This is a genomic window from Nocardia sp. NPDC127579 (genome assembly GCF_042672005.1).
Lineage (GTDB): Bacteria > Actinomycetota > Actinomycetes > Mycobacteriales > Mycobacteriaceae > Nocardia.
In genome coordinates this window covers 101,892-121,667 of record NZ_JBHXVZ010000006.1, presented here as the reverse complement: position 1 = coordinate 121,667, position 19,776 = coordinate 101,892, and the positions used below count along the sequence as shown (strand labels likewise).

17 protein-coding genes are annotated in these 19,776 nt (G+C 68.3%); 7 read left to right on the top strand and 10 right to left on the bottom strand.

Annotated features, from left to right (window positions below; all coding sequences use genetic code 11):
• Positions 1-21 precede the first annotated feature (21 nt).
• The 3 genes from ACFVMC_RS21160 to ACFVMC_RS21150 form a co-directional block, all read right to left on the bottom strand.
• The gene (locus ACFVMC_RS21160; RefSeq protein ID WP_379213243.1) at positions 22-963 is read right to left on the bottom strand and encodes a metallophosphoesterase family protein; all 942 of its coding nucleotides are present in this window, start codon (positions 961-963) and stop codon (positions 22-24) included.
• Positions 964-1,060: 97 nt separating this feature from the next.
• Positions 1,061-3,865 (bottom strand): hypothetical protein, encoded by a 2,805-nt coding sequence (locus ACFVMC_RS21155; RefSeq protein ID WP_379212665.1) that lies wholly within the window; start codon positions 3,863-3,865, stop codon positions 1,061-1,063.
• 6 nt (positions 3,866-3,871) lie between these two features.
• Positions 3,872-5,554, bottom strand: coding sequence for an Hsp70 family protein (locus ACFVMC_RS21150; RefSeq protein ID WP_379212664.1), 1,683 nt, complete (start codon positions 5,552-5,554; stop codon positions 3,872-3,874).
• A 117-nt stretch (positions 5,555-5,671) separates the two neighbouring features.
• On the opposite strand from ACFVMC_RS21150, the gene ACFVMC_RS21145 reads away from it, so the two are divergent.
• Positions 5,672-6,214: a nucleotide exchange factor GrpE gene (locus tag ACFVMC_RS21145; RefSeq protein WP_379212662.1), complete on the top strand. Its 543-nt coding sequence runs from the start codon at positions 5,672-5,674 to the stop codon at positions 6,212-6,214.
• A gap of 68 nt (positions 6,215-6,282) precedes the next feature.
• Here ACFVMC_RS21145 and ACFVMC_RS21140 read toward each other — a convergent pair whose 3' ends face one another.
• Together ACFVMC_RS21140 and ACFVMC_RS21135 are read right to left on the bottom strand one after the other, a co-directional pair.
• Positions 6,283-7,083 (bottom strand): TIGR03943 family putative permease subunit, encoded by an 801-nt coding sequence (locus tag ACFVMC_RS21140; RefSeq protein WP_379212660.1) that lies wholly within the window; start codon positions 7,081-7,083, stop codon positions 6,283-6,285.
• Complete coding sequence (locus ACFVMC_RS21135; RefSeq protein ID WP_379212658.1) at positions 7,080-8,072, bottom strand: permease; 993 nt, start codon at positions 8,070-8,072, stop codon at positions 7,080-7,082. Before ACFVMC_RS21135 ends, ACFVMC_RS21140 begins: the two co-directional genes overlap by 4 nt.
• Before the next feature lie 146 nt (positions 8,073-8,218).
• On the opposite strand from ACFVMC_RS21135, the gene ACFVMC_RS21130 reads away from it, so the two are divergent.
• From ACFVMC_RS21130 to ACFVMC_RS21120, 3 genes are all read left to right on the top strand, one after another.
• A complete protein-coding gene (locus ACFVMC_RS21130) occupies positions 8,219-8,839 on the top strand; it encodes a DUF6461 domain-containing protein (RefSeq protein ID WP_379212656.1) in 621 nt (206 codons plus the stop codon).
• A gap of 36 nt (positions 8,840-8,875) precedes the next feature.
• Positions 8,876-9,340 (top strand): SRPBCC domain-containing protein, encoded by a 465-nt coding sequence (locus ACFVMC_RS21125; protein WP_379212654.1) that lies wholly within the window; start codon positions 8,876-8,878, stop codon positions 9,338-9,340.
• A 217-nt stretch (positions 9,341-9,557) separates the two neighbouring features.
• On the top strand, positions 9,558-10,889 hold the full coding sequence (locus tag ACFVMC_RS21120) for an MATE family efflux transporter (protein ID WP_379212652.1): 1,332 nt from the start codon (positions 9,558-9,560) through the stop codon (positions 10,887-10,889).
• 111 nt (positions 10,890-11,000) lie between these two features.
• Here ACFVMC_RS21120 and ACFVMC_RS21115 read toward each other — a convergent pair whose 3' ends face one another.
• From ACFVMC_RS21115 to ACFVMC_RS21100, 4 genes are all read right to left on the bottom strand, one after another.
• Positions 11,001-11,516 (bottom strand): hypothetical protein, encoded by a 516-nt coding sequence (locus tag ACFVMC_RS21115; RefSeq protein WP_379212650.1) that lies wholly within the window; start codon positions 11,514-11,516, stop codon positions 11,001-11,003.
• Positions 11,517-11,751: 235 nt separating this feature from the next.
• Entirely contained in the window at positions 11,752-12,774 is a 1,023-nt protein-coding gene (locus ACFVMC_RS21110; protein ID WP_379212648.1) for a bifunctional oligoribonuclease/PAP phosphatase NrnA, read from the bottom strand.
• A gap of 9 nt (positions 12,775-12,783) precedes the next feature.
• Positions 12,784-13,224, bottom strand: a complete 441-nt coding sequence (gene rbfA, locus ACFVMC_RS21105) for a 30S ribosome-binding factor RbfA (protein ID WP_379212646.1) — start codon at positions 13,222-13,224, stop codon at positions 12,784-12,786.
• Positions 13,225-13,244: 20 nt separating this feature from the next.
• Complete coding sequence (locus ACFVMC_RS21100; protein ID WP_379212644.1) at positions 13,245-13,535, bottom strand: DUF503 domain-containing protein; 291 nt, start codon at positions 13,533-13,535, stop codon at positions 13,245-13,247.
• Between the two features lie 248 nt (positions 13,536-13,783).
• Between ACFVMC_RS21100 and lanKC the strand changes: the two genes are divergently transcribed.
• The 3 genes from lanKC to ACFVMC_RS21085 all read left to right on the top strand — a co-directional run bounded on the left by lanKC (position 13,784) and on the right by ACFVMC_RS21085 (position 16,719).
• Complete coding sequence (lanKC, locus tag ACFVMC_RS21095) at positions 13,784-16,333, top strand: class III lanthionine synthetase LanKC (protein WP_379212642.1); 2,550 nt, start codon at positions 13,784-13,786, stop codon at positions 16,331-16,333.
• A gap of 99 nt (positions 16,334-16,432) precedes the next feature.
• On the top strand, positions 16,433-16,555 hold the full coding sequence (locus ACFVMC_RS21090; protein ID WP_379212641.1) for a hypothetical protein: 123 nt from the start codon (positions 16,433-16,435) through the stop codon (positions 16,553-16,555).
• A gap of 35 nt (positions 16,556-16,590) precedes the next feature.
• Complete coding sequence (locus tag ACFVMC_RS21085; RefSeq protein WP_379212639.1) at positions 16,591-16,719, top strand: hypothetical protein; 129 nt, start codon at positions 16,591-16,593, stop codon at positions 16,717-16,719.
• Between the two features lie 63 nt (positions 16,720-16,782).
• Here the strand turns inward: ACFVMC_RS21085 and infB are convergent, their stop codons facing one another.
• On the bottom strand, positions 16,783-19,767 hold the full coding sequence (gene infB / locus ACFVMC_RS21080) for a translation initiation factor IF-2 (protein ID WP_379212637.1): 2,985 nt from the start codon (positions 19,765-19,767) through the stop codon (positions 16,783-16,785).
• Positions 19,768-19,776 lie beyond the last annotated feature (9 nt).

Here is a 19,776-nt window from a genome sequence, read left to right as displayed (position 1 = left end):
ACGAGCCTATCCGAGCGGTGCTCACACGCCGCGGCGGCGGTCGGCGCGTTCACGCATCGCGGCAGCCGCCTGCTCCATTTCGGGCGTGAGCTTGAAATGGCCGCCGAACTTGTTCAGCGAACCCGGTGGGTAGTCGGGGGTCGGGAGAATCTGGCGGAGCAGCCGATCCGGAAGACCGCGGCGCTGCCATTCGCGCGGATAGCCGAGCGAAACCTCCTCGAAACGGACACCGTCGTAGTAGGAGGTGCGCGGAATGTGCAGGTGGCCGTACACCGAACACACCACGTTGTAGCTGGTGTGCCAATCGGCGGTCAGGTCGGTGCCGCACCACAGCGCGAACTCCGGATAGAACAGGACATCCGTCGGCTGGCGGACCAGCGGGAAATGATTGATCAGCACCAGCGGCGTGCCCTCCGGGAGCGCGTCGAGTTTGCGCTGCGTGGCCTGGACGCGGGCGTGGCACCAGGCATCCCGGGTCAGATACGGGTCCGGGGACAGCATGAACTCGTCGGTGGCGACGACATTGCGTTCGCGGGCGATGGCCAGGCCCTCGGCCTTGGTGGTGGCGCCCTTCGGCAGCCACGAATAGTCGTAGAGCAGAAACATCGGCGCCAGTGTGACCTGACCGCCGAACTCCTGCGCACCCGCACCCGTCCACACCGGGAACGGATCCTCCGGGGTCAGCACATCCAGGTCACGGCAGATCGACACCAGATAGTCGTAGCGAGCGGCGCCGTGCATCTGCACCGGATCCTTTGGCGTAGTCCACAATTCGTGGTTGCCCGGCACCCAGATCACCTTCGCGAACCGGCCGCGCAGCACCTCCAGCGCCCACCGGATGTCGTCGGTCTTCTCCCCCACATCGCCGGCGACGATCAGCCAGTCCTCCGGCGAATCCGCCGTGATCTGCTCGACCACCGGCCGATTCCCCTGGTGCCCGACATGAACATCGCTCACCGCCATCAACTTGGGTATCACCACACCCACATTGGCATACGTCCGCCGGTCCGGCGCGCTCACCTCCACGAAACCGGCCCCGGCCCCGGCGGCGGTCGCCGGCTCAGCCGAGGGTGAGGCGGGCTGTTGCCGCGAAAGCCGAGGCAACGACCAGCACGCCGTTCGGGGCGCGACGACATGAGGCGACCGCCACATGACACGGCATCGACGCGGGCCCGATCGGCACTCCGCCATCGATCTGATAGCGCGAGTTCGTCACCTTCCACGACGTGGCCCGCGGGTCCATCGGCGTGCGCGCCGGTGCGTCCCCGCGCACCACTACCATCACCTCGGTCACCCCCGCGGGCCAATCGAAGGTCAATTGCCCGTCGCGCAACGCGAGATTGCCGACCGTCGGAATGCCGTCCGGCTCGGGCGCATCCGGGAGCGGTTCCGGCGCGGGAATCGAATCCGCCTGCGGCAGACCCGAACCCACCTGCTGGGCACCAGCAACCGATGTCCTGGCCATCGAAATCGGTCGATCAGCACCGGCAGACGGGGCCGGAACCCCCGACTCCTCGGTCACGGGTGGCCGCGAGCCCGAGCTCGGCTGATCCGGCGACGCGGACCCGGAGGAAATCGCCTCGGGCGGAGCAGCGGCAGCGGCTTGCTCGGTATCGGGGACAACGGGTTGTACGGGCGATGTCTCGGCCCGCCCCTGCGGCGCGGGCCCCGGCGGAATCAGCTCGGCCGCAACATCAGACACGGACCGCTCAGGACCGGAAGAAGGCGACCGGGGTGTCGACGGATCGGTTCCACCGGGCGTGACCGGAGTGGTCCCCGCGCCAGCTCGAGGTGGGCGGGCCATCGAAATCGGGCCGCTCGGCGACGCGGAATCGGCCGGAATCGCCTCGGCCGTGGCGACGGGCGTTGTTCGGTCAGAGGCCGGTTCTGTGGGTGGTGGCGGGATTGTCGGATCGGGGGATCGCGGGGGCCGGGCCGTGGAGATCGGTGGGGTGGCGGGTTGGTCGGAGCGGGTTTCGGTGGAGTAGCGGCCGGCTATAGCGGCTACCACCGCGTAGGTGGGGGTGCCGGTCGGTGGGGCGCCGCCGTCTTCGAGCTCGGTGGAGCGGGTGCGGCCGACGGTGCGCCAGGAGCCATCCGGTTGCTGGCGGGTGACCTTGTAGTCGGGGTTGCCGGTAGGCGAGGGAGCCCAGATGACCAGCACGGAGCCGTTGGCGAGGCGGGTAGTGGTGACCGAAGGAGGTGGATCGATGGGGGTGGCGGCGAGGGCGGCGGCCGCGGGAGCATGGTCGGCGCAGGCCGATTGGGCGGCGAGGAGAGCACGGGTCGGGTCGGCGGAGGTGGCGGCTTCGGAGACCAACCGGTCGGCGGTGGCTATGGCCTGTTCGGCTTCGGCCACGAGTTGGTCCAGGGAGGTGTCCTGGCCTGTGGGCGGTGGGACGTCGGAGGCGTTGCGGCGCAAGAACTCCAGGTGTTCGGTGGCAGCGACGTACCGTCTTGCGGCACACGCCGTGATGGCTTCACGCCAGTGGGCGGCGGCTTCGGACAGGACCCGTTCGACCTCGTCGGCGACAGGGCGGATGGGGGTCGCGCCACCGTTCGCGCCCGCGTCGAGCTGCCTGGCCTCGGCGACATGACGGGCGGCTTCCTGCGGTCGGCCGCCGCGCAAGGCAGCGCGGGCGGCCTTCAGCGGCCGCTCCCAGTCCCGTGAAGTATGGTGCGGCACACCTGATCTCGACCGGCGGGACATGTCGAAACGCGGTCCGCTGTGCGGCCCACCGGCCGCCGAGTGATGGGCGCCGGACGCGTGATCCGGACCGCGACCTCCGGCCGACCCAGCACCCGCCCCTGACGAGTACGAAGCGCCGCCCCCGGAGTGCGGCCCCTCCCCCGCTGGTTGCGAACCGTGCGGATACGGCTCTCCCCCACCCGAATATGGCGCGTTCTCGATCCGCGCACCGAGCGATCCGGCGATCTCGGCGAGCAACCGGATCGCCTCACCCCGGTCGAGTCCGAGTTCGATCGCCTCTTCGAGCAGATACTCGTAGTCGTCGCCGATCAACTGGTCTTCGACCAGGACCGCGGCGCGAATCTTGGGGCGGAGTTCGGCGGCGACATCCTCGGTGATCGAGCGGACGTACTCCTCGGTGGCCGCGCCGCCCGCTTCCAGCAGGTCGTGGACGTGCACGAGGAGTTCGTCGAGTACCACGCGGACGCGACCGGGCGGCAGTTCGCGGGAGCGAGCGCGCAGGGCCTCGGCGCGCAACCGGATCTCGCCGGTGTGCGTGGCCTGCGCCGGATCGATCTGGAGCAGCGCGAAAAGGGTTGGGGTGGGCGGCCCTTCGAGCAGTCGCTCCCATTCGTTGAGCAGCTGGCGAATCTGTTTGCGGCGCTGTTCGGTGAGCACGCTGACCGGCGCCTGCTCCTGGATCACCCGGTGCCGGTGCAACCGGGTGGCGACTTCGGCGGCGGTGAGCCCGCCCATCGCCCCGATCTCCTCCAGCCCGGCCACCTTCCCGGCGGGCACGCCGCCGTAGCGCTGCACCAGCCGCGAGATCGCGATATCGAGCATCTCGAAACGTTCGGCATCACGCTGTTCCCGCTCGCTGCGCACCCGCGCCGCTTCGGCGCGGCGCGACCCGCTGTGCAGCAACAACTCCGACAGCCGCTCGTGATTGTCGACCAGCAATCCGACCAGTACCCGATACTTCGGGTGGTCCCGCTGTTTCTGCCAGAAACCCCACACGTCCTGGATGCGCGCGGAAACCTCTGCATCGCTGAGGGTTTCGGCTTCGCCGAGCGGAATGTCGTAGAGCTCGAAGGGATCCGAGAAGTCGATCCCGCCACGCCGTTCGACGTCGGCGAGTACCCGCTTGCGGTAGTCGTTGGGGACGAAGGCGTGCATGGCGGCTCAGCTCGCGCGGCGTCGGGAGCGCTGCACCTGGTCCAGTTCCCGGGCCACATCGGATTGGGACAGGGTGGCTCCGGTCTGCGCGGACAGTGTCAACGGCAGGTCGGCGTCGACGTGGTACGCGGTGACGTGCAGGACGCCATCGAAGCCCATCTCGAAGGTGACCCGCACCTCGCTGCCGGCCGGATAGCCCGGCGGAATGCCTCGAATACGTCCTTCTACCAGCACTTTCGTGTCTTCGGGTCGCACCGAGGCGGCCTGGCCCTGCTGTTCGACGATGGTGAGTTCGATCTGATCCTGGTCTTCGCGGATGGTGCCGAAGGACTTGCGCACCCGCACCGGCAGGGTCTGGTTGCGGTGCACCAGCCAGGCCGCGGACAGCCCGTAGTGGGTGTCGAGCGCGAGCACACCGAAGCCGCGCGACACCACGGTGTCGACCTGGATTTCCAGCATGCGCCGGACCAGTCCGACCGGCTGCCCGAAGGATTCGGCGACCCGAGCCACCGCCTGATCGAGATCGCCGGGCGCGGCTTCCCGCAGCGGCGAACCGTCCCGCAGGCGGCCGCGGGTGACCAGATCGGCGGTGATCAACCGTTCCATTTCCAGCTTCTCGCCGTACAGCGCCGCGCCGCGGGCCACCGACAGGTCGGGGTCGCGTAGCTCGCCGGTGAGCCCGAGTTCGGACTGGAGTTCGCGCGCCACCATGGGCATCCGCGCGGAGCCGCCGACGAGCAGCAGCCGGTCGACGGCGGCGACACCGCGTTTGCCGGCGGCGGTCAGGCAGTCGTTGGTGAGGTCGATGGTGCGGCGCATGAGTGAGGCCGTCATCGCCTCGACCTCGTCGCGGGTCAGCGAGATGACAGCGCGAGCACCGTCGTGCGCGACCACCACATCGGTGCGCTCGACCTCGCTCAGTTCGTGTTTCGCACGCTCTGCGGCCAACACCAGCATCTGCGATCCGGCCGAATCGTCCAGCGGGTCTTCGGCGTCGGGGTTGTCGGCGCAGAACTGTTGTGACAGGTGCAGGGCGATGCGCTCGTCCCAGTCGGCGCCGCCGAGCTGGTGGTCGCCTTCCACGGCCAGCACCGAGATTCGCCGGTCGGCGAGCTCGATGACGGTGGCATCGAAGGTGCCGCCGCCCAGGTCGTAGACCAGCACCGTCTCGCGGGCGCCCGTCTTGCCGACGTCGACGCTGTCGTCGATCCGGCCGAAGCCGTAGGACAGGGCGGCGGCGATGGGTTCGGACAGCACGCCCGCCACGTCGAAGCCCGCGTAATTCCCGGCCTGGATGGTGGCGCGCCGCTCTTCGTCACCGAAGTAGGCGGGCACGGTGATGACCGCGCGTTTCACCGGTTCGCCACCGCCGAATTCGGCGTCGGCGGCCAGGCTCTTGAGGATCAGCGCCGACACCGCGGGCGCGGACCAGCTTTCGCCGTGTGCCGTGAACCGCCACTCGGTGTCGCCCATGCGGCGTTTCACCAGCGCGCACACGTGCTCCGGGTCGAGGCGGGCTTGGCGGCGGGCGCCCTCGCCGACCAGATGGTCGAAGGCGGAGGCGAAGAGCACCACCGAGGGCACGGTGGATTCGCCGTTCATCCCGACCATGACTTCTGGCCGGCCGTCCGCGTCGATGCGCGCGATGGCCGAGTTCGTTGTGCCCAGGTCGATTCCGTAGACCCCCATGGGACGCGATGGTAGCAGCCCGATCCGGGTCCGTGTCGTGCGAGCTTTTCCGGCGTTGAGCGGCGAATTCACTTGACGGCCGGAGCCTTCCGGCCCGGCGCGGGTTATGGTGCGGTTATGTCTGAATCAGTCGCGCAGGCCGAGGAGTTCGACGGGCCGACCGGTCCGATCCGGCGGGTCCCGGAACCAGCCGCCGACACCGTGCAGCACACCCTGGCCCGTCTGGTCGAGCAGGTCGGTGATCTGTCGCGGGTGATCGCCCGCCAGGCCGGCACCATCGAGCGGCTCACCGACGAAGCCAAGCTGCGCGCGAAACAGGAGCGGGCCGGCGCGGACCTGCCGCTCGTCGTCGAGATGTTCGCCCTGTACGGCGATGCCGCCGCATGCGCCGCGACCGCCGAATCCGATCGGGAGCGCGCGGCTTTCGGCGCACTCGCGACCCGGATCGAGCGGCTGCTCACCGGTCGCGGTGCGGTGCTCGTCACGCCTCGGCCCGGCGACGCGTTCGATTCGCTCACCATGGAGGCCACAGACGTCCTCGACACCGGCGACGCGGCCGCCGACCGCACGATCGACGCGGTGGTCCAGCCGGGCTTGACGGTGGCCGGACGTTCGGTGCGGCCCGCGGGCGTCGTCGTCCGGCGCCATCGGTCCACCTGACCGGCCGACTCGCGGAACAGGCTGTTCGGCCGCGCGGGGAGTATTTCGCTCGCCGCATCAGAATGCGATCAGCGGACCCGTTCGTAGGGGTGCTCCGGGCGGTCGATCTGCCGGTACTCGGCGACGGTGAGGGTGGGAGTCAGGTCCGGGTCCCGTTGGGCACTGCCGGGTTCCACGCGACCGCGGATTTCGAGCCAGGTGTCCTCCGCGAAGGTCTCCGGGAGCCCGGTGAGATGGACCAGAACGTAGCGGGCGTCGGCGACGCAGCAGGTGATGGCCACGCGAGCGAGATCGCCGCGCATGACGAAACCGCGGAGGGTGACGTCCCTGTTGTCCAGTGAACGCTGCGAATCCAGGGTGGCGCGCGCGACCAGTTCCGAGAGCGACAGGGCCGGGGCGGGTTCGTCGGGCAGCGGCGGGAACGGCCACATCACGGGCCGCTCCGGGGAATTCGGTGCGGCGCGGACCGGGGCGGCGGTGTCGGCGGCGCTCGCGCCGAGCGCGGGCGGGGTGATGAAGAGCAGGGCCGCGACCGGGAACAGGAGCAGCCACTGAGCACGGCCGGTGCCGTGCGCATGGTTGGTGCCGTGCACATGGTCCGTGCCGTGCGCACGATCGAGGTGCACGTGATCGGCGACATGCGTCCGTCGCACAGGGTGTTCATGGCCGGTGCGCCGTGAATTCGTTCGTGCGCCATGGATGTCGCGGATCATGGCGGTCAGCGCCAGCGCGACGATAATGCCGCCGCTGATCAGCAGGTACGGGGCGAGTTCGGGTTTGACGTAATTCAGGTAGGTGCCATCGAGTGTGATGAGCAGGACCACCGCACCGACCAGCAGCAGCATCAGGTTCTGGGTCTCGCGTTTCATCGAGCGCCGCCGAGGAACAGATATCCGGCGATCGACCCGCAGGTGACGGCGACGGCGAAGGTCAACGGCGAGAACCGAATCGCGAACCAGCGACCGAAACTCCCGGCCTGCATGGCGAACAGTTTCACATCGACGGCCGGACCGACCACCAGGAACACCAGCCGCGGCAGCAGCGGCAGGCTCGACATGCTCGCGGCGACGAACGCGTCGGCTTCCGAACACAGCGCCAGCAGCACCGCGAGGACGGCCAGCACGAGAATCGCCAGCAGCATCCGACCGGCGAGCTGTTCGTACCAGGCCGGTGGTACCAGGACATGCAGCGCCGCGGCGGCTACGGCGCCGAGCACGAGAAACGCCGCGGCCTGGAGGAAGTCGTGGCGGGCGGCTTCGGTGAAGATCTCCCAGCGGGTCCGGCCGATGACGCAGTGCTCCGGGCCATCGCTCGGCAGCATCCATCCTGGTCGCCCGATCCGCGACCAGAGCAATCCCATGATGACGGCGGTGGCCAGCGAGCCGACCAGACGTGCGCCCACCATCGCGGGCTCGCCCGGAAACGCCACCGCGGTCGACACCAGGACCACAGGGTTGATCGCCGGCGCCGACAGCAGAAAGGCCAGCGCCACCGAGCTCGGGGCGCCCTGGTCCATGAGCCGGCGCGCCACCGGCACCGCGCCGCATTCGCAGCCCGGCAGCGCCATGCCCGCCAGCCCGGCGACCCCGATGGCCGCGGGTTCGTTGCGTGGCAGCACCTTTCGGAGCAGCGCCGGTGAGACGAAGGCCGCGATCGCACCACTCACCAGCACGCCGAGCACCAGGAACGGCACCGCCTGCACGAACACTCCGGTGAACACCGTGACCGCGGTCTGCAATCGAGCGGTCGCGCTGACTGCCGAAGCGAGCCATGCCTGGACGAGCACACCCAGAACCAGCAACCCGACCAGCAGATAGGTCGACGACACCCGGTCTCGCACCGGCTGTTTCTCCAGCATTCCCCCATCTTGCCAGTGATGAATATCGTTTCCAGGTAAGTCCTACTCCGTCGTGGCGGCCAGCCTCGCCCTCTTCCACACAGGCATGGTGGCCCGACCGCTCCTACAGGCACCGCATTGTCGGTATCTCGTGCGAGGCTGGAGGCGTGAGCGAGAATCCGACCGCAGCCGACTACACGTGGGTGGAAGAGCAGTATCCGCATCTGATGGAGGCGTACTGCCTCACGCTGGTGCGTGGAATCACTCCGGCCGCACTGCTTTCCGAGCTGGACGCGATGCCCGCGCCCACCCTGCGCGGTGTGGCCGCCCTGCGCGAGCCGAGCTACGACGCGTGGGACGACTACGCGGGCGACAAACTGTTCGTCGGCGTCACCGCCGTCGGCGAGTGGGCGCTGATGGTCGAGTTCAACGGATACATCGGGGTCAGCGGCGCGGTCGCGCAGCCGCTGTCACGTGGGCGCACAGTGGTGTCGCACTTCCGGAATGTCAACGCGGTCGATCACTTCTACTGCTATGAGAACGGCACGCTGCGCGTGCATTTCGAGCCCCTGTTCCCGAACGGCCGGGACGGGAGTCATCCGGACGAACTGGTCCCGCAGATGCTCGAGTCCGGCTTCGACCTCAGCGACAGCGACGATCGTGACTACGAGGCGCACACCGAGGCCACGTTCGCTCTGGCCCACCGCGTCAGCGGTGTCGCGGTGACACCCGATCTGTTCGCCGCCGCCGAATTCACCTGCGGTATCGCGCCACTCCCCCACGGCTGACCCGGATTCCGCGCCGAACGGTGCATGATCGGATCCATGCCCACCTTCCAGCTCACGCACGCGCCCGCGGCCTACGCCTGCATGCTGGTGCGCAAACCCACCGACGAGGTGTACCGCGCTTTCGCCGATCCGGCCGTCACCAGCCGTTTCTGGTACAGCCGCAGCAGCGGTCCGATGGTGCCGGACGCCGAATTGCGCTGGGAGTGGGAAACCTACGGCGTCGGTGTCGATGTCAAGGTGCTGGCCGCCCGGCCCGGCCGATCGATCCGCTTCCTCTGGGGCAACGCCACCCAGCCGACCACGGTCGAGCTGCAATTCACCACCCGCCCCGACGGCACTTTCGTCGAGATCACCGAAAGCGGTTTCGAAGGCTCCGGCGACGATCTCCTGCGCTGGGTCAACGACACAGTCGGCGGCTTCACCACCGTCCTGTGCTCCCTGAAGGCCCTGCTCGAACACGACCTCGACCTCGACGCCGTCCCTGATCACCACCCCGCCTGACAGGTCGATTCGCGACATCCCACACGCAAACGCATGTGTGGAGTCACCGACAGCGCAGCACAGTGACCGGCGAAATGCGCGCTTCTGTCGGCCCTGCGCTCCCGATCCGATTCGGGGTTCGTCGACATCGGCGTTCCTCGTGGCCGACGGAGGCGGAATTGTCGGTGGGGTGGTGTTGTATGCAGTGGAGACGGTCGAGTAGTGGGTGAGGTGGTGGATGGCGACGGTGGTGGCGGGGCCGCGGCGGATACTCGGGTTGGCGTTGCCTGCGCTCGGGGTGCTTGTCGCCGAGCCGATCTATCTACTTTTCGATATGGCGGTGGTCGGGCGGCTCGGGGCGTTGGCGCTGGCGGGGCTGGCGGTGGGCGGATTGATTCTGGTGCAGGTCAGTTCGCAACTGACGTTCCTGTCCTACGGGACCACGGCGCGGGCCGCGCGACGGCACGGTGCGGGTGACGACCGGGGCGCGGTGGCCGAGGGAATCCAGGCGACCTGGATCGCGGTGGCGGTCGGGGTGCTGACCGTGGTAGTCGTGCAGGCGCTCGCCGTGCCGTTGACCAACGCGATTTCCGGTGGTGGCGATATCGCGGACCAGGCGCTGCCTTGGCTGCGCGTCGCGGTGCTGGGTGTGCCGCTGATCCTGATCTCGATGGCGGGCAACGGATGGATGCGCGGCGTGCAGGACATTCGACGCCCCCTGCTGTATGTCGTTGCGGGGCTCGCGCTTTCAGCCCTGCTGTGTCCGCTGCTGGTGCACGGCTGGTTCGGCGCGCCCAGGCTGGGCCTGCCCGGATCGGCGGTGGCCAATCTGGCGGGACAGGCGGTCAGCGGCGCCCTGTTCTTGTACGCGTTGGTGCGCGAGCGGGTTTCGCTCGCACCGCACTGGTCGGTGATCAAGGCTCAGCTCGTGATGGGCCGCGATCTGATCGCCCGCAGCCTCGCCTTTCAAGCGTGCTTCGTTTCGGCCGCGGCGGTCGCCTCGCGTTTCGGCGCCGCGTCGGTCGCCGCCCACCAACTCGTCCTCCAGCTGTGGAACTTTCTCGCGCTCACCCTGGACTCCCTGGCCATCGCCGCTCAAACCCTGGTCGGTGCCGCGCTCGGCGCGGGCGACGCCTCCGGCGCCAAGCAGCTGGCCCGGCGAATCACCGAGTGGTCCACGGCTTTCGCGCTCCTTCTCGCGGCCCTTTTCGCCTTGGGCTACAGCCTGATTCCCACCCTGTTCACCGCCGACCCCTCGGTCCTGGAGCGCACCGGTGTGGCCTGGTGGTTCTTCGTCGCCATCATTCCGGTGGCCGGCGTCGTCTTCGCCCTCGACGGCGTCCTCCTCGGCGCGGGCGACGCCGCCTTCCTCCGCAACGCCACCCTCACCTCCGCCCTCATCGGCTTTCTCCCCGCCATCTGGCTTTCCCTGATCTTCGACTGGGGCCTGGCCGGGATCTGGACCGGCCTGGCCGCCTTCATGCTCCTGCGCCTGGCCACAGTCGTCCGCCGCACCCTTTCCGGTCGCTGGGCGCGCACCGGCGCCGAAATCCCGGCGGGCAGCGCCTGAACCTGTCCCGCTTCCGCCGCCACACCGATTCCCCTCCAGCCAGTGGTCCCCACAGCGGAAGCCGCGGCCGCGAACCTCACGCGACGGTCGCAAACGGATACTTGTGGACGGTCAGTCGGCCGTGAAGCTGCTCGGCTTCTCCCCTCGGTACGGTATCCAGCGGTATCCGGGCCGGAACAGGACGTAATCGTCACCGAGGCCCAGCTCGCCGTGGAGCCTCTCGCAGAGAACGAGCCCCGGGAGGCTGCCATCGGCAAGCTCCTCCGACCACTCACCTTCGAGTTCAACGGGGTCCAGCAGCGATTCCGGATCCCAGCCGACCCGTGCGGTGACATACCCGTCGAACGTCGCAAGCAGCTCGTACAGCTGATGCCCCAGCTCGGTGAGCTCGGCTGCGGTGAGCCGGAATTCGGGAAGGCTGCCGTCCAGGGCGACACCCCAGCCGACACCTACCGGAAGGACGGACAGCTCGATGTATGAGCCTGTCGTTGCCAGCACCGGTCGATGAAGGGGGATGCGATGGACACCTGCATGCAGGATCCATGGCTTGGCGGTGGTAAGAGCGGCAGCCTGTGCCGCCTCGACGTTGTCACCGAAGTTCACCACGAGTTCGAAGCAGATCGCCACGGGTCCTTCTTCCCCTCGTTCTTCCGCTATCTACCGCTGCGTGCGATTCGGTCTGTTCGACGAGGACGCCATCCTCGAAGCCCACTCCCGCTCGCAATCGAGGGCACCGGATGGGCTCCGGTGATCGCCCGCCAGCGAGCCCATGCGGACTCGACGAGCTCGACCACCATTGCCAGGGCCTTAGCCGGGCTGCCCGGACCGCGGGCGATACTCATTACCGCGGCAGTGTGGTAGCTCAGCCCAGCACCGCGAGCAGTGCCGCGACAATCCCCTCCGGGTCGCCGTAGGCGGTGTATCCCGCCGCGTACCGGTGGCCGCCGCCGCCCAGCGCGGTGGCGACTGCGGCGACGTCGACGCCGTCGCACATGCCGGGGCCGGAATCACGCGAGCGCAGCGACACCGTCCAGCGGTCCTCGACGGTGCGGGATTCCTTGAAGACGGCGGCGATTCCGGCCTCGGTGGTGGTGCGGACGATATCGATCACGCTCTCCACCTCCTCGGAGCCGACACCGGTTTCGTCGGCCCGGCGGACGAACACGTAGACCAGACCGGTGCCGTCGCGTACGGCCGGCTCCAGTCGCGCGGTGCCCAGCACCCGCGAGAGCATCGGCAACCAGGCGAACGGATGGGTGTCGAGCAAGGTTCGCGCGATCTCCGGACCGTCGATGCCGGTGGCCAGCAGCCGGTCGGCCAGCGCGTGTGTGCCGGGCCGGACCCACCGGAAGGACCCGGTGTCGGTCACCAGACCGGCATAGAGGCAGTGCGCCACAACGGCATCGAGTGGTTCGCCCCAGGCCTCGAGCAACCGCGCGATGACCGCGGTGGTCGATTCGGCATCCGGGTCGACCAGGTTGACGTCGCCGAACGTGGTATTGGATCGGTGATGGTCGATCACCAATGTCGTTGCGGCGCCGTCCATTCGGCCGGCCAGCGCGCCGAGTCGCCCGGCGCTGCCACAGTCGACGGCGATCAGCAGATCGACCTGATCGGGCACGTCGGCGGGCGGCACCAGATGCCACACTCCCGGCAGGGTTCGCATGGATTGTGGCAGTTCGGCGGGTTCGGCGAAGGACACCCGCACGGGAATCCCTCGCCGCTCCAGCACCAGCGCCAGCGCCAGCCCGCTGCCGACCGTATCGGCGTCGGGCTGCACATGGCACACGATGGTCACCGAGCCGGCGGCGTTCAAGGCCGCGATCGCGGCCTCGAACGGCAGTGCGGACCGAGCCGTCCCCGCCGAACTCTCGCTGAGTGTCATGCCCGCTCGTTACTCGCTGTCGCGTTCGACCTTGTAGGGGTCGGCGTCACCCGCGGGTGTGGCATTGGCCCGGGCGGCCGCGACTTCCTCGTCGGCAGCGCGGGCACGAGCCAGCAACTCCTCCATATCGCGGGCCACATCGGGCACCTTGTCGAGCACGAAAGCCAGCGTGGGCGTGAACTTCACGCCGGTGCCCGCGCCCACCTTGGAACGTAGGACACCCTTGGCTTTGTCGAGCCCGGCGGCCGCGGCGGCGAAATCGGGTTCGGCGTCGACCGTCTCACCCATCACCGTGTAGTACACCGTGGCCTCGCGTAGGTCACCGGTGACCTTCGCGTCGGTGATCGTGACGAAACGCAAGCGTGGATCTTTCACCTCGTGATCGATGGCGGTCGCCACGATCTCGGAAATCCGCTTGGCGAGTCGGCGTGCCCTGGCTGGATCTGCCATGGCTTGTCCCTCCTCCAGCTCTAATCTTCGGGTCCGAAGATCCGTCGGCGTACTGCCAGCAACTCTATCTCCGGACGTGCCGCCACGGTGCGTTCACAGCGGTCGAGTACCTCGGTCAGATGGTCCATACCATTGCTGACCATGGCCACACCCAGCAACGAACGGCGGTGGCGGTCGTGTTCCCCGCCTTCGGTGGTACTCACTCCGAAGCGCTGCAATTCGGCCAGCACAGGCTTGATCACCTTCCGCTTCTCTTTCAGCGAGTGCACATCCCCGAGCAGGATGTCGAACTCCAGTGCACCCAGGTACACCCACACACCTCTCAACAGGTTTCGTCGCGCAGCACAGGATCGCGCGGAAATTCCGACAACCTCGCAAGGTTACTCCAGCACCCCCGGCGCCGGCGCGCCGGGCTGGCTGGGCTTCGCCCGCTAGCACACCGGACCGCTGCCGCACTGCCATTCTTTTCTGCCGTATTCGGCAGTCCTGATTCGTTGACAACGCTCGGCCGCCCCGGAAAAGATGATCACACCGCTGTTTTCCAGGCGCTGGGGGTTTCATGGACATTCGCTATCTCGACTACTGTTTCGCCGATAATTGGTTCTACGACACTCCGCGCCCGGACGGACAGGACGAATTCCCGGAGACGACGAAGCCGCTTCCGGCCGGCTGGGTACGGCGTCCGATCAATGCCTGGATGCATGTGATGCCTCCGCATCCGGTACTACCCGGCCAGGGCTGGAAGATCCACGCCTCCGCGACGCCCGGCAGTGTACGGGAGGTTTTGTCGACCAGTTACGCGTATTGCGTCGACAACGCGCTCCCCTTCAAGTTCCTGCCGACCCCGGCGGCTTTCACCATGGCGAACGGGAAACAGGCGAGCCGCAGCGGAAGCGGCAAACTGGTCACCATCTATCCGCGGGATATCCAACAACTCCAGCAGACGCTCGAAGAACTCGGCGGTCGCCTCGACGGCGCCGACGGACCCTATATCCTGAGCGACTTGCGGTGGGGCGCAGGCCCACTGCACGTCCGTTACGGCGGCTTCATCGAGCGCTACTGTACGGACGAAAGCGGTGATCAGTGCCTCGCGATCGAGGACCCGACAGGCCGCCTGGTCCCGGATCACCGCGGCCCGGTATTCAGCGTTCCCGAGTGGCTGGACCTGCCCGGGTTCCTGGTGCCGCACATCGAAGCCCTCGGCGGATCGGAAGCGCCTGCCGACTTCCCGTACCGGATCGAACGATCGCTGCATTTCTCCAATGGTGGCGGCGTCTATCTCGCCGAGGATCAGCGCGACAACACCATGGTCGTACTCAAAGAGGCGCGACCGCATACGGCCATCGACAGTCTCGGGCGGGATTCGGTCGCCCGGCTGCGGCACGAGCATTCCGTACTCGAACAACTCGACGATATTCCGGGCGTGGTACGAGCGCATGGCCTGTTCCAAGTCTGGGAGCATTCTTTCCTGGCCACCGAATATGTCGACGCCAAAAATCTGAACGAGCTCATAGTCGAGAAACTCCCGCTGCTGTCCGAAAATCCCAGCACTGCGGAAAAAGCCGACTATCGGGAATGGGCGCTGCGGATCATTTCGCAAATCGAAGCGGTATTGAATGCCATGCACGAGCGTGGTATCACCTATGGCGATCTGCATCCGATGAACATTCTGGTCCGGGACGACGGCGATATCGAGCTCATAGATCTGGAGCTCGCGTACTCCGGAAAAGAACTGTGCAATATCGGCGCGGGCGCACCGGGCTACACACCACCGCCGGAGATCACCGGTCCCGCCGCGGATCGCTACAGTCTGGCCTGCCTGAAAATCGCCGTCTTCCTCCCCCTGACCCTGCTCTACCAGCTCGACCGGCACAAGGCCGACCTGCACGTCGACCAGATCCGGGACATCTTCGGGCTGCCCTCGGACTACATTGCGGGCATTCGAGCCGACCTGCGCATCGGCCACACCGCTCCCGCGGTCACACCGGCCTCGACCTGCCTCGATTCGCTGACCGAAGCGCAGCCGGACTTCGCCGGCTTACAGCGATCGATCGCCGATGCCATCCTGGCCACGGCGACGCCGAAGCGCGCGGATCGACTCTTCCCCGGCGACATCGAACAGTTCACGGCCAACGCCGCCGGCTTCGCACACGGCGCCGCCGGCACCTTGTGGAGCTTGTCCAACACCGGATTCGGCCGCCATCCAGAGTATGAAGCCTGGCTGATCAGGCAGGTGGAACGCGGCGCGATCACCCAGGTCGGGTTCTACGACGGACTGCACGGAATCGCCTACACGTTCGACCGGCTCGGCCGCACGGCGGACGCCGCCGCGATCGTCGACCAGGCGGCGTATCAGCTCGAAACCTTGTCCTCGGACCTCTATCACGGCTTGGCAGGTATCGGCCTGACCCTGCTGCACCTGGCGGGGCAGGACCGATCCAGCACCTATTTCACCCGGGCGCTCGAAGTGGCCGACCTGCTGGCCGCGCGCATGGACGAGCGTGCGGATCAGCCGAAATCCACCCGGATCGGCCTGCTGCACGGCGACTCGGGACCGGCGCTGTTCTTCCTCCGGCTCTTCGAATCCGCCTCGGACATCCGCTATCTGGATCGGGCACGACGCGCGATCGGCATCGACCTCGCGGGCTGCGTCACTGTGGGCTCCCGGGAGCTGCTCCTGGTGGACGAGGGCCGACGGGCACTGCCCGGTGTGGCGGCCGGCAGCGCCGGTATCGGCCTGGTGATCACCGAGTACCTGCGGCACCGGCACGACCCGGAGTTCGCTGCCGCCCTCGCCGGTATCGTGCGCGCCGCCGGCTCCGACTTCTTCATCCACTCGTCGCTGTTCAGCGGCCGGGCGGGCATGATCGGCCTGCTCGCGCATGTCCGCGATTCGGCCGTGCTCGACATCGACGCGGCACTCATCGACGCGCACCTGCGCAAACTCGCCTGGCACGCCATCGACTACCGCGGCCACGTCGCGTTTCCCGGTGAGCAGTTGCTGCGGCTCTCGATGGATGTCGGCACCGGAAACGCCGGACTCCTGCTGGCGATCCGCTGCGCGCTCCAAGACCAGGACGGAAGCGCCGAGTTGCTTCCGTTCCTCTGAACACGACTCCGACGAAAGGAGGGCAGCGACCGCACTGCCACGCCGTACATCAACGAAAACCTAAGTCACACAAGTAAACATCAACAAGAAGGAATCATCATGTCGTTCGTTCTGAACCTCCAGGCCACCGACGGCGCCGAGGACCGCGGCGCGGCCAACACCCTGCTCAGCATGGTGAGCACCGCCATGTGCGCCGGTGTCGTGGCCCCTGCCGACAACTGACCCTGCCGACAAACTGACACCATAGAGGAGACATCATGTCGTTCGTTCTGAACCTGCAGGCCACCAAGGGCGCCGCGGACCGTGGCCCCACCGAGCCCACCCTGCTGAGCCAGATCAGCACCGCCATGTGCGCCACTATCGTAGTGCCGCCCCAGGGCAACTGACCCTATCGACGAAGGCCCCGGCTGGAGCTACCCGCTCCAGCCGGGGCTTTCCGCTGTGAGTACCTAGTCGCGCGGCTTCTCGCGCAACTCGTAGGCCTCGATGACGTCGCCTTCCTTGATGTCGTTGTAGGTCAAGGTCATACCGCATTCGAAGCCCTCGCGGACCTCGGTGGCGTCGTCCTTTTCCCGCTTCAAGGAGGAGATCGTCACGGTCTCGGCGACCACGACGTTGTCGCGGAGCAAGCGCGCCTTGGCATTGCGCTTGACCGAACCCGAGAGCACCATGCAACCCGCGATATTGCCGATCTTGGAGGACCGGAAGATCGCCCGGATCTCGGCGCGGCCCAGCTCGACCTCTTCGTAGATCGGCTTGAGCATGCCCTTGAGCGCCTTCTCGACCTCGTCGATGGCCTCGTAGATCACCGAGTAGTACCGGATGTCCACGCCTTCGGTCTGGGCCAGCTTGGCGGCCTTGCCCTCGGCCCGGACATTGAACCCGATAATGATCGCGTTGGACGCGGTCGCCAGGTTGACGTCGGTTTCGGTGACGCCACCGACACCGCGGCCGATGACCCGCAGTCGCACCTCGTCGTCGACCTCGATACCGAACAGGGCCTCTTCGAGGGCCTCGACGGTACCGGAGTTGTCGCCCTTGAGGATCAGGTTCAGCTCCGAAGTCTCCTTCAGGGCGGCATCCAGATCTTCCAGGGAGATGCGCTTGCGGCCACGCGCGGCCAGCGCGTTGCGCTTGCGGGCCGAGCGGCGATCGGCGATCTGACGGGCGATCCGGTCCTCGTCGACGACGAGCAGGTTGTCACCCGCGCCCGGCACCGAGGTGAAGCCGATGACCTGGACGGGCCGCGACGGCAGCGCCGCCTCGACGTCGTCGCCGTGCTCGTCGACCATGCGGCGCACGCGACCGTAGGCGTCGCCCGCCACGATCGAGTCGCCGACCCGCAGCGTGCCGCGCTGGATGAGCACGGTGGCCACCGGGCCGCGGCCACGGTCCAGGTGCGCCTCGATGGCGACACCCTGGGCGTCCATGTCCGGGTTGGCCCGCAGGTCCAGCGCCGCGTCCGCGGTCAGGACGACCGCCTCGAGCAGCTGCTCGATATTGGTGCCCTGCTTGGCGGAGATGTTGACGAACATGGTGTCGCCGCCGTACTCCTCGGTCACCAGACCGTATTCGGTCAGCTGCTGCCGGATCTTGTCCGGGTTCGCGCCTTCCTTGTCGATCTTGTTGACCGCCACCACGATCGGCACGTCCGCGGCTTGGGCGTGGTTGATGGCCTCCACCGTCTGCGGCATCACGCCGTCGTCGGCCGCGACCACGAGGATCGCGATGTCGGTGGCCTTCGCGCCACGGGCACGCATGGCGGTGAACGCCTCGTGACCCGGGGTGTCGATGAAGGTGATGAGCCGGTCCTCGCCGTTGACGTGCGAGAGCACCTGGTAGGCGCCGATGTGCTGGGTGATGCCGCCGGCCTCGCCCTCACGGACGTTGGCCTTACGGATCGTGTCCAGCAGTCGGGTCTTACCGTGGTCGACGTGACCCATGACGGTCACCACCGGCGGACGCTGCTCGAGATCTTCCTCGCCGCCCTCGTCCTCGCCGTAGGTGAGGTCGAAGGATTCCAGCAGCTCGCGGTCCTCGTCCTCCGGGCTGACGACCTGTACGACGTAGTTCATCTCGCCGCCGAGCAGCTCGAGGGTCTCGTCGTTCACCGACTGGGTCGCGGTGACCATCTCGCCGAGGTTGAACAGGGCCTGCACCAAGGCGGCCGGGTTGGCGTCGATCTTCTCCGCGAAGTCCGACAGCGAGGCGCCGCGGGCCAGGCGGATGATCTCGCCGTTGCCGCGGGGCAGCCGCACGCCGCCGACGGCGGGCGCCTGCATCGACTCGTACTCGGCACGTTTCGCCCGCTTCGACTTACGGCCACGACGCGGAGCGCCACCGGGACGACCGAACGCACCGGCCGCACCGCCACGACCACCGGGACCACCCGGGCGACCGCCACCGCCACCGGGACGACCGCGGAAACCACCGGCCGCGGGTGCACCGGCACCGGGCGCACCCGTGTTACCGCCACCGCCGCCACGGTAGCCACCGCCACCGCCGCCACCGGGACGACCGGCACCGCCACCGGGACGACCAGCGCCGCCACCGGGACGACCGGCACCGGCACCGCCGGGGCCCGGACGAGCCGAACGTGCGGGCATCGCACCGGGATTCGGCCGCGGCGGCATCGAGCCGGGGCTCGGCCGCGGGCCGCCGGGACGGGGCGCGCCACCCTGGGCCGCGGCCGGGCGGGGACCGCCCTGACCGGGACCACCGGGACGCGGGCCACCCTGACCGGGACGGGGACCGCCCTGGCCCTGACCCTGACCGGGACGCGGGCCACCCTGCCCCTGACCGGGGCGGGGACCGCCCTGACCGGGGGTCGGACGCGGCGCGCGCTCACGCTCGGGAGCCGAAGAGAAGGGGTTGTTACCGACGCGCGGGGTCTTCGGACCCGGCTTCGGGCCGCCCGGACGCGGACCCGCGGGGGCCGCGGCAGCGGGACGCTGCTGCTGACCCGGCTGCGGAGCGGCCGGAGCGGGACGCTGAGCGGCCGGAGCCGGCTTGGTTTCGGCGGCGGGAGCGGCCGGCGCCGACGCCGGGCCCGGCTTCACGGCCGGTCCGGGGCGAGCGCCCTCGGACGGACGCGGTGCGGCCGGGGCGGCGGGTGTCGCCGGGGTGCCGGCAGCCGGAGCCGGTGCGGCCGGAGCCGGTGCGGCGGGCTTGGGACCCGGGCGCGGACCGCCGGGGGTGGGCTTCGCGGCCGGCTTGGCCGACGAAGCGGGACCGGGCTTGGCCCCGGTCTTGGATTCGGTGCTGGGGGCGCTCTTCGCCGCCAGCGATTCGCGCAGACGACGGGCGACGGGTGCTTCCACCGTCGAGGACGCCGACTTCACGAACTCGCCCTGCTCCTTGAGCTTCGCGAGTAGTTCTTTGCTCGTGACACCGAGTTCTTTGGCCAACTCGTGCACGCGGGCCTTGCCTGCCACTGCTCTCCT